The organism is Pseudomonadota bacterium (assembly GCA_030775045.1).
Taxonomy (GTDB): domain Bacteria; phylum Pseudomonadota; class Alphaproteobacteria; order JALYJY01; family JALYJY01; genus JALYJY01.
Map to the genome: position 1 here is coordinate 1 of JALYJY010000020.1, position 10360 is coordinate 10360.

The following is a 10360-nucleotide window of genomic DNA, read 5'->3' on the forward strand; positions in this document are numbered from 1 at the left end:
GTCCAGGATGTGGAGGCCTGGCCCGCCCGCATCGCTGCCGTCACACGGGATGACATGAATGCCGCTGCCCGCGCTGTCCTGTCGCAGAAAGACCACGTGACGGGCATCCTGCTGCCCGTTCCTGCTCCTGCTGAAGGGAAACCGGCCCCATGAAGCGCATTGTCCTTGTTGCTGCCTTCTTCCTTCTGCTCATATCCACACCTGCCCGGGCCATGGAGATACAGCGGGTCATCAGCCCGAAGGGCATCGAAGCCTGGCTGGTCCACGATACCACGGTCCCGGTTATCGCCATGGCCTTTGCCTTTGAGGGCGGATCAGCCACCGATCCAGCGGACAGACAGGGCCTTGCCGCGCTGGCCGCCCACACGATGGACGAAGGCGCCGGCCCGTACGACAGCCAGGACTTCCAGAAGCACCTGCGGGACAACAGCATCTCCCTGGCCTTCCGCGCCGGACGCGACGCCTTTTTCGGCTCGGTGAAAACCCTGACCGAGACAAAGGGCAAGGCCGTGGAGCTTCTGCGCCTGGCCCTGACCGCGCCCCGCTTCGAGGATGAGGCCGTAACACGGATCCGCACGTCGCTTGTCACGGCTATCCGCGACCAGGAGCAGGACCCGGAATGGCTGGCCGGGCGGACGCTGACAAAGACCCTCTTCGCGGGCCATCCCTACAGCCAGCAGGACCGGGGAACAGAGAAGACCCTCAACACCATCAGCAGAAAGGATCTTCATGATTTCGTGGCTGCCCGCCTGACCCGTGACCATCTGAAGATCGCTGTCAGCGGTGATATCACGGCGCAGGAGCTGGCCCCCCTGCTGGACCAGGTCTTCGGAAATCTTTCCACTGCCGGAAAGCCTGTCGCAGTTCCGGATGTCAAACCAGCCACAGACGGCAAGGTCACGCTGGTGGAACAGCCCACCACCCAGACTGTCATTGTGGCCGCACAGGAAGGCGTGAAGCGCAGCGATCCCGACTGGTTCCCCGCAGCCATTCTGGAATACATCCTGGGCGGCGGCGGGTTCAGCTCCCGCCTGACCGAGCAGGTGCGGGAGAAAAACGGCCTGACCTATGGCATCTCTACCGATCTGGCCCCCATGGACCATGCCGCACTGATTACCGTCCAGACCGCCACGGCCAACAAGACCGCCGCCCAGGTCCTGCAGATGATCCGGACCGAATGGAAGCGCATGGCAGACACAGCCCTCACGGCGCAGGAGCTGGAAAAGGCCAAAAAATACCTGACCGGTGCTTTCCCGCTGCAGTTCGATTCGGTAGACGACTTTGCGGCCGTGCTTCTGCAGATCCAGCGGGATAACCTCGGGATAGACTACCTCAGCCGCCGGGACAGCCTGATCAACGCTGTCACGCTGCAGGACGCGCAGCGGGTGGCAAAACGCCTGTTCGATCCGGCCACTCTGACAGTTGTGGCTGCGGGACGGCCTGAAGGCCTGAAACCCGACCGGATCCTGACCCCGGATCAGGTACGGGGGACAGAAGCGCAATAATGCCATGCTGAGCAGACGTCTCTGGCCTGCTGCTGCCCTGGGCCTGGCCCTGTGCGCAGGGTTTTTCGGCATGCGCCATGCAGGCCTGTCCCGGGCCCGTGACAAACCCTCTTTTCCAGCTGAAACCATCACGGCTTTCTCCATGCAGGTGGAACAGGCGCTGGCAGACCGGAAAGCCAGTGTGGCTGTTGTCGCGCGTGTGGGTAGAAATCGCCGGGATCTGCCGGCAGGGACACAGTTCACGCATCTGGCTTACTGGGTTTACCAGGATATCCGGCTGGAAGACGGTCGCATAGTCCAGGGCTATATTGCCCACAACCTGTACCAGAAGGACGACCAGCCGGACCGCAGCCATCTGGTCAACGACCGTCCCGCTGAATTCTTTGCCCTGGCAAAGGAGCTGGAAGCAGGAATCATTATCCCCACGCCTGAATTCCAGGCAAAGCTTCTCAAAGCCATCGACAGTCCCGCGTTCAGGGATTTTCACAATCCGCACTATTCCGTTCTGGCCAGCCCTTACAACACGGCCTACCAGAACTGCACCGAACATACCCTGGATGTTCTGGTCTCGGCCCTTCACAACACCACTGACATGCAGCAGATCAAGGATATCGAGGCCCGGGATTTCAGGGCGCAGACGATACACCTTGGTCCGCTGGAAAGCCTTTTTGGTCCTGTTTTTGTTCCTGATGTGGCCACATCCGATCACGACGGCGAAATCCGCACCGCCACGTTTGAGACTTTTTCCGGCTTCATGCAGGAGAATGGCCTGGCTTCGGAAATCCGGACCATCACATACGGAAACAGATAAGAATTCCCTGTATTTCCGGGCACAGGAAGAGTATCAGATACAGGATAACAACTCTGTATCCGGTGCGGCAAAATATGAGATCCCTTCCCCTGAACATCGGCACCCTGCACTTTGTGGGCATTGGCGGCATCGGCATGAGCGGCATCGCCGAGGTGCTGCACAATCTGGGCTATGCCATCCAGGGCAGTGACATGGCTGAAAACGCCAACGTCAAACGCCTGCGCAGCCTGAACATCCCCGTGTTCGTCGGACACAGTGCCGACAATCTGGGCGATGCGGCGGTCGTTGTGATCTCCTCGGCCGTGAAGGCAGACAACCCGGAGGTTGCAGCCGCCCGCGTGCGCATGGTCCCTGTGGTCCGGCGGGCCGAGATGCTGGGCGAGCTGATGCGCCTGAAATGGTCCATCGCCATCGCCGGCACCCACGGCAAGACGACCACCACGTCCATGATCGGCGCCATGCTGGAAAAGGGCGGCATGGACCCCACCGTCATCAACGGCGGCATCATCAATGCCTACAACACCAACACCCGCCTCGGAAAAGGTGAATGGATGGTGGTGGAATCCGACGAAAGCGACGGCAGCTTCCTGCGGCTGCCAGCCACTATCGCCGTGGTCACCAATATCGATCCTGAACATATGGAACACTACGGCACCTTCGACAACGTCCGCCTGGCCTACGACACCTTTGTCCAGAACCTGCCGTTCTATGGCTTTGCGGCCCTGTGCATCGACCATCCGGAAGTCCAGGCGATGATCCCGCGCATCGACCGGCGCATCGTCACCTACGGATTCAGCCCCCAGGCCGATGTGCGGGCCGTGGACGTGCAGACCGGCCCCCACGGTGCACAGTTCAATGTGCTGCTCAGTGCCCGGATCGCCGGCGCGGACACGATGGTCCCCGGCTTTGTACTGCCCATGTATGGCCTGCACAACGTCCAGAACGCGCTCGCGGCCATCGCCGTGGCGTTCGAGATGGATATCGACGAGGATACGATGCGCGAGGCGCTGGCCGGATTCTCGGGGGTCAAGCGGCGCTTTACCCGCACCGGAACCTCAAACGGCATTACGGTTATCGACGACTACGGCCACCATCCCGTCGAGATTGCCGCCGTGCTCAAGGCCGCGCGGACAGCCCATTCCGCCAGAACCATCGCCGTGGTCCAGCCCCACCGCTACACCCGCCTGCACAGCCTGTTCGAGGAATTCTGCGGCTGTTTCAACGAGGCCGACGTGGTGATTGTGGCCGACGTATACGCGGCAGGAGAAGCCCCCATCCAGGGCGTGACCCGCGACGCACTGGTCGAGGGCCTGCGCCGGCGCGGCCATCGCCACGTGCTGCCCCTGGCGGCACCCGAGCAGCTGCCCCAGATGGTATCCCGCCTCGCCCGCCCGGGGGACTTTGTGGTGTGCCTGGGCGCTGGCTCCATCACTCACTGGGCCAATGCCCTGCCAGCCGATCTGGATCGCCTTCTGGGCACAGGCAAGGCCCGCACCCTGGTCTGATCTGATGCCCCATCTTTCGGAACGCCTGCCCCCGGTCCGGGGCCGCCTGACACCCGACGCTCCCCTCGCACCGCACACCTGGTTCCGGGTAGGCGGGCCGGCCGAAGTCCTGTTCCGGCCCGAAGACGTCCAGGACCTGGCGGATTTCCTGCGCGCCTGTCCGGCCGATGTTCCCGTGACTGTGCTGGGTGTAGCCTCGAATCTTCTGGTGCGCGATGGCGGCATCCGGGGCGTGGTGATCCGTCTGGGCCGGGGCTTTGCGGAGATTGCCTGCGGGGCCGAAACAGTCCGCACCGGCGCCGGTGCCCTGGATCTGGCTGTGGCGCAGACGGCCTGCGATGCCGGGATCGGGGGGCTGGAGTTTCTGTCCGGCATTCCCGGCACCATCGGCGGTGGCGTGCGCATGAACGCAGGAGCCTATGGGAGGGAGATAGTGGATGGGGTCACCTCGGCCACCGCCGTGGACCGGCAGGGCAACATCCATACGCTGGACAAAAATGACCTGGGTCTGTCCTATCGCCATTCCGGCTTTCCCGGGGACTGGATTATCGTGGACGCCACATTCCAGGGAACGCCGGACGATCCGGCCAGCATTGCCGCACGCATGGAGGAGATCCGCAAAAATCGTACCGACAGCCAGCCTGTCCGGGCTCGCACGGGCGGCTCCACCTTCGCCAATCCGCCCGGCCAGAAGGCGTGGGAGCTGATCGACAGGGCCAGCTGCCGGGGCCTGCAGATCGGGGATGCGCAGGTTTCGGAAAAGCACTGCAATTTCCTGCTGAACCTGGGAAATGCCAGCGCCCGGGACATCGAGACGCTGGGCGAGGAAGTCCGCCGCCGCGTCCTGAACACCAGCGGCATCGACCTGCGCTGGGAGATCAGACGGATCGGGGATCTGGCGTGACTGCGGATACTTTGTTATCTGTATTTCATGTCGCAAAAACCGTCCCCTGCAAAACCTCCCGGAAAAAAGGGGAAATCCCGCTCCGGCGCTGACCTGGTTGACCCGGGACAGCCGGACCAGGAGGGAGCCCTGAACAATATAATGATGGCGGAGATTGCCGTCACCCCTCCCCCGCCCATGATTTTTCCCCTGCCAGCCCTTCCTGATCCGGAACCGGGACCAACGGAAAAACCCCACTATCACGGCCACCGGGAACGGCTGCGGCAGCGTTTTCTGACCACGGGGGCCGAAAGCTTCCAGGATTACGAATTGCTGGAACTGCTGCTGTTTCCCGCCATCCCTCGCAAGGACGTCAAGTCTCTGGCCAAAAGCCTTCTGGCCGCGTTCGAGACCCTGTGGGGCGTTGTGAACGCACCCCACCACCGCCTGCGCGAACAGTTCAGGCTGGGCGACACGGTTATTGCCCAGCTGGCCATCGTGGGCGCTACAGCCCTGCGCATGACACGCCGGCAGATCGCCCAGCGGCATGTCCTGGGCTCGTGGCAGGCTGTCCTGGAATACTGCGAGGCGGTCATGGCCCACGAAACCGTCGAGCAGCTTCGCCTGCTGTTTCTGGATCGCCGCAACAGCCTGATCGCGGACGAGGTCCAGCAGAGAGGTACTGTCGACCACACCCCCGTCTATCCGCGGGAAGTGATCAAAAGGGCGCTGGAGCTGGGCGCCACCGCCATCATCCTGGTCCACAACCACCCCAGCGGCGATCCGACCCCCAGCCGGGCCGACATCGACATGACCCACCACATCATCCGGGCCGCAGAAGGTGTGGGTATCAAGGTCCACGACCACATCATTGTGGGACGGGGACGGCACAGCAGCATGAAAAACATGGGACTGATCTGACGTCTATTGCATTTTTGTCCGGTTCTGGTCTTCTGTCTCCTGCGCACAGGAGATTCGCACCGTGAGAAAGATCTGGACGACAGCGCTGTTCATCCTGCCCCTGGTTTCAGCCTGCCAGGGGCCCCAGTATTCCTACTGGAAAAGAACGGGCTCGGCCCCCCGGACCGTGGCCGATGCGGGCCCCGCGGCCCAGAGCCGCCTGAAAAGCGATTTTGCCGAATGCGCTACATTCACGCAGGTCAACACCATGAACCCCGCAGACTACCGGTTTCCTGAGAGCAGCAGGAACGCCCGGGAGCAGCAGACAGCTGCCCGGACCTCGGACTGGCAGCTGATGGACGGATGCATGCAGACCAAGGGATGGACATACGTCACCACAGGCCATGCGCCGCCCCTGCCTCCCAGCCCTTACCTGGATCCGTTCAGGGGCCTGCCACCCGATCCTGCCGCCTTCCCGTCCCGCAGCATGGACATGCCGCCGGAACCACCCATGACCGAAGGCGCACCGGCCATGCCGCCGGAGGATCCTGCAACAATACCTGCCCCGGACGCACCCGCGCCATCAGTGCCCTCTTACAATCCCTATTCGTACAGCGAGCCGATCGAGATCCAGTAGTCCTTGCCCGCTGTTCCAGGAAAACACTGCGGTTACAGGTAGTCCCGGCACGAAAATATCAGCTATCCCCCAATAAAATCCGCCTGCCTCCCTTGTCCCGCTGCCCCTGCCCAGGCTATACAGGCACGGTATATGCAGAGAACTGATCCATGACAGAATTGCTGGACATGGCCCTTCAGGGCCTTCTGATTGCAGGATATATCCTGGCGATCATCTTTCCCCTGCTGGGCGCGGTGGCGTATCTGACGTGGGCCGAGCGCAAGGTTCTGGCCGCCACCCAGATCCGCCGCGGTCCCAACGTGGTAGGCCCCTTCGGCTTGCTCCAGCCCCTGGCGGACGGCATCAAGCTGATGGGCAAGGAGATCATCATCCCCTCCGGCGCAAACCGGATCCTGTTCCTGATGGCTCCTGCCCTCACCTTTATGCTCAGCCTGGTCGCCTGGGCGGTCATTCCCTTTGATGCCGGCCTGGTGCTGGCTGACATCAATGTGGGGATCCTGTACCTGTTTGCCATCAGCTCACTGGGCGTTTACGGGATCATTATCGCCGGGTGGGCCTCCAACTCGAAATACCCGTTCCTGGGCGCCCTGCGCTCGGCGGCCCAGATGGTATCGTACGAAGTCTCCATCGGCCTCGTGATTGTCACTGTCCTGCTGTGCGTGGGGTCCATGAACCTGTCAGCCATTGTGCGGGCGCAGCAGCACATGTGGTTCGTCCTGCCCCTGTTCCCCATGTTCGTGGTGTTTTTCATCTCGGCGCTGGCCGAGACCAACCGTCCGCCCTTTGACCTGCCCGAAGGCGAGTCCGAGCTGGTGGGCGGCTTCAACACCGAATATTCTTCCATGCCCTTCGCCCTGTTCTTCCTGGGCGAGTACGCCAACATGATCCTCATGTCCGGCATCTGCACCACCCTGTTCCTGGGCGGGTGGCTGCCGCCTCTGGATGTGTCATGGCTGGCCTGGATTCCCGGTGTTGTGTGGTTCGGGCTGAAAGTGGCCTTCCTGCTGTTCGTGTTCATCTGGGTGCGCGCCAGCCTGCCGCGCTATCGCTATGACCAGTTGATGCGCCTGGGCTGGAAGGTGTTCCTGCCCTTTACCCTGCTGTGGGTGGTGGGCACCGCCGGGGTGCTGGTGGCCTTTGACCTTCTGCCCGTCGCAGTGCCATAAGGAGATTCCCCCATGGCTTTCCCCGACCGTATCGCCAGGTCCTTTCTGCTTCTGGATGTGATCAAGGGCCTCGGCCTGACCCTGCGGTACATGTTCCGGCCGCGGGCCACCATCAACTATCCGTTCGAGAAAGGCCCCATCAGCAGCCGCTTCCGGGGCGAACACGCCCTGCGCCGCTATCCCAACGGCGAGGAACGCTGCATCGCCTGCAAGCTGTGCGAGGCCGTGTGCCCTGCGCTGGCCATCACCATTGAGGCCGAACCGCGCGAGGACGGCAGCCGCCGCACCACCCGGTACGACATCGACATGACCAAGTGCATCTATTGCGGCCTGTGCCAGGAAGCCTGCCCCGTGGATGCCATCGTGGAAGGCCCGAACTTCGAGTTCGCCACAGAAACCCGGGAAGAACTGTTCTATGACAAGCAGAAGCTTCTGGACAACGGCGACCGCTGGGAACCCCTTCTGGCCGCCAACCTGACCCGCGAAGCACCGTACAGGTAATTCACTTCTCCCTGTGGAAAAGAAATTTTCCCGCCGGGGGCATGTCGTCAATCAACGCAGAATGAGACAGATGACAAGGATTTCCGGAAGCCGGAGCACAGCGTACATTAAAGTACGTGAGCACCGGAAGTCCGGAAATCCGAAATCAGATGGCCATTATCCGTTTGATTGACGACATGCCCCTACAGAAATCCGTACGGGTCCACATCCACCTTGACGGTGACCTTTGACGGCACAGTCACGTGCGCCAGCCAGTCGCACACCAGGGCCTGGACGTTCACACCGCGGGGGGCTTTCAGCAGCAGGCGGCGGCGGTGTTTTCCCCGCACGATGGCCAGCGGTGCAGGCGCCGGGCCCAGTACGACAACCCCGTCCGTGCGGGGAGCCTGACGCCCCAGATCATACGCCACCCGGTCTGCAGCCTCTGCATCGGGACCAGAAACAATCAGCGCCACAAGACGGCCCCAGGGGGGCATACCGTGGCGGCGGCGCTCGTCCCCTTCCCGCGCCATGAACGCATCCCGGTCGTTGTCCTTCAGGGCCTGCATGACAGGGTGATGGGGCTGGAAGGTCTGGAGGAACACCCGCCCCGGCCTGTCGGCTCGCCCGGCCCGGCCCGCCACCTGCTGGAGCAGCTGGAACGTGCGCTCGGCCGCCCGCAGATCGCCGCCGGACAGGCCGATGTCCGCGTCCACTACGCCCACCAGCGTCAGCGCCGGAAAATGGTGTCCCTTGGCCACCATCTGCGTGCCCACGATCAGATCCACATCCCGCCGACGGATTTTCTGCAAGGCCTCCTCCATCTGTGCCGCGGTGGTCAGGGTGTCGCTGGCCATGACCAGAGTGCGGGCCTGCGGGAACCTCTCTGCCACCTCCTCGGCGATGCGCTCGACACCGGGGCCGCAGGCTACCAGGGAATCAGCCTCTCCGCACGACGGACACAGGGCGGGCGGCGGCTCCGCATGGCCGCAGTGATGACAATGCAGGCGGCCCGAGGTGCGGTGCTGCACCAGCCAGGCTGTGCACTGCGGGCACTGCAGCCGGTGGCCGCAGGTGCGACACAGGGTCAGCGGCGCATAGCCCCGGCGGTTCAGGAACAGCAGTGCCTGCTCCCCCGCCACCAGGGTCTCGTCAATGGCCGTGCACAGGGTGGGACAGAGCCACCGGCGCGGCGCGGGCCTGTCCGTGCGCAGGTCCAGAAGGCGGATGTCAGGCATCAGTGCGCTGCCGTGGCGGTCTGGCAGGTGCAGGCGACTGTACTTGCCGTTTTCCACGTTGGTCAGGGTCTCGAGGGACGGCGTGGCTGACACCAGGACTGCGGGGATTTTTTCCAGCGAGGCCCGCACTACAGCCATGTCCCGGGCGTGATAGCAGACACCCTCCTCCTGCTTGTAGCTGCCATCATGTTCCTCATCCACAACGATCAGGCCAAGAGCAGGAAAGGGCAGAAACAGGGCCGAGCGTGCGCCCACGATCACCTGCGTCCGGCCTGTGGCCACGGCCCGCCAGGTGTCCCGCCGCCGGGCGGGGGTGAGGTCCGAGTGCCACACCAGGGGCGCCTGGCCAAAGCGCCGGGTGAAACGCTCCACCACCTGGGGCCCCAGCGCAATTTCCGGCAGCAGGACCAGCGCCTGCCGCCCCTGCTCCAGCGCATGGGCCACGGCCTCCATGAATACTTCGGTCTTGCCGGATCCTGTCACGCCGTCCAGGACCGTGACCGAAAAAGCCCTTTCGTCCTCGTGGCGGGTCAGGATATTCACAGCCTCCTGCTGCTGGGCGGGCGAGAACACGGTCTGGCAGAATTTCGTATCCAGAACAGGGACAGGACTTTCGGCCGCCTGGAGAACCGTCTCCAGAACGCCGGTGTCGGCCATGGCGCGGACAATTGCTGGCGATGCAGATGCAGCGCCCGCCAGGTCCGCGGCGGAAAGAGGATCCCCGACCCGCTCCAGATACTCCAGCACCGCGTGCCGGGCGGGCGTCAGGCGGAACCCGTCCGGCAATGAAGTCGCGCTGCGCCTGTACAGCAGGCTGTGGCGGGGAGCTTCCAGCGCTTCCGGGGGACCGAGAGCCATGCGCAGGACCGCGCCTGCCGAAACCATGCAGTATGCGGCGACCCAGTCCACCAGGCGGCGGGTCTTCTCCGGCATGGGCGGCAGGTCAAAGCGGCGGATGATGGACCGCAGTCGCGCGGGATCCACAGATCCTCCGCCTGGTCCATGGACCATCCCCACCGCCCGCCGCTTTCCCAGGGGCACCTCGACATAGTCCCCGGACGCCAGAATCATCCCTTCCGGCGCGGTATAGTCCAGAAGGGCCTGCGGCAGGGCCATGGCCACAAGGACCTGCACCACAGAAGAGGGTTTTTCACCGGCCATGGTTCAGACATCTTTTCTCTTTATCCCGTTGCGGTGTAGGATATCAGAATCCATACAGACACACAGGGAAATGG

General features: G+C 63.2%; 9 protein-coding genes. 8 read left to right on the plus strand and 1 reads right to left on the minus strand.

Annotated elements, in window-relative coordinates; all coding sequences use genetic code 11:
* Nucleotides 1-149: 149 nt before the first annotated feature.
* The 8 genes from M3O22_02940 (at nucleotide 150) to nuoI (ending at nucleotide 7908) form a co-directional block, all read left to right on the plus strand.
* Nucleotides 150-1505, plus strand: a complete 1356-nt coding sequence (locus M3O22_02940; GenBank protein MDP9195714.1) for an insulinase family protein — start codon at nucleotides 150-152, stop codon at nucleotides 1503-1505.
* A 4-nt stretch (nucleotides 1506-1509) separates the two neighbouring features.
* A complete protein-coding gene (locus M3O22_02945) occupies nucleotides 1510-2316 on the plus strand; it encodes a DUF2145 domain-containing protein (protein MDP9195715.1) in 807 nt (268 codons plus the stop codon).
* 74 nt (nucleotides 2317-2390) lie between these two features.
* Nucleotides 2391-3821, plus strand: a complete 1431-nt coding sequence (murC, locus tag M3O22_02950) for a UDP-N-acetylmuramate--L-alanine ligase (GenBank protein MDP9195716.1) — start codon at nucleotides 2391-2393, stop codon at nucleotides 3819-3821.
* Between the two features lie 4 nt (nucleotides 3822-3825).
* A complete protein-coding gene (murB, locus tag M3O22_02955) occupies nucleotides 3826-4725 on the plus strand; it encodes a UDP-N-acetylmuramate dehydrogenase (protein MDP9195717.1) in 900 nt (299 codons plus the stop codon).
* A 177-nt stretch (nucleotides 4726-4902) separates the two neighbouring features.
* Nucleotides 4903-5625 (plus strand): DNA repair protein RadC, encoded by a 723-nt coding sequence (gene radC / locus M3O22_02960; GenBank protein ID MDP9195718.1) that lies wholly within the window; start codon nucleotides 4903-4905, stop codon nucleotides 5623-5625.
* Between the two features lie 61 nt (nucleotides 5626-5686).
* Entirely contained in the window at nucleotides 5687-6241 is a 555-nt protein-coding gene (locus M3O22_02965; protein MDP9195719.1) for a hypothetical protein, read from the plus strand.
* A gap of 149 nt (nucleotides 6242-6390) precedes the next feature.
* Nucleotides 6391-7407: an NADH-quinone oxidoreductase subunit NuoH gene (gene nuoH, locus M3O22_02970; GenBank protein MDP9195720.1), complete on the plus strand. Its 1017-nt coding sequence runs from the start codon at nucleotides 6391-6393 to the stop codon at nucleotides 7405-7407.
* Between the two features lie 12 nt (nucleotides 7408-7419).
* A complete protein-coding gene (gene nuoI / locus M3O22_02975) occupies nucleotides 7420-7908 on the plus strand; it encodes an NADH-quinone oxidoreductase subunit NuoI (GenBank protein ID MDP9195721.1) in 489 nt (162 codons plus the stop codon).
* Between the two features lie 182 nt (nucleotides 7909-8090).
* Here nuoI and M3O22_02980 read toward each other — a convergent pair whose 3' ends face one another.
* Complete coding sequence (locus tag M3O22_02980; GenBank protein ID MDP9195722.1) at nucleotides 8091-10286, minus strand: primosomal protein N'; 2196 nt, start codon at nucleotides 10284-10286, stop codon at nucleotides 8091-8093.
* Nucleotides 10287-10360 lie beyond the last annotated feature (74 nt).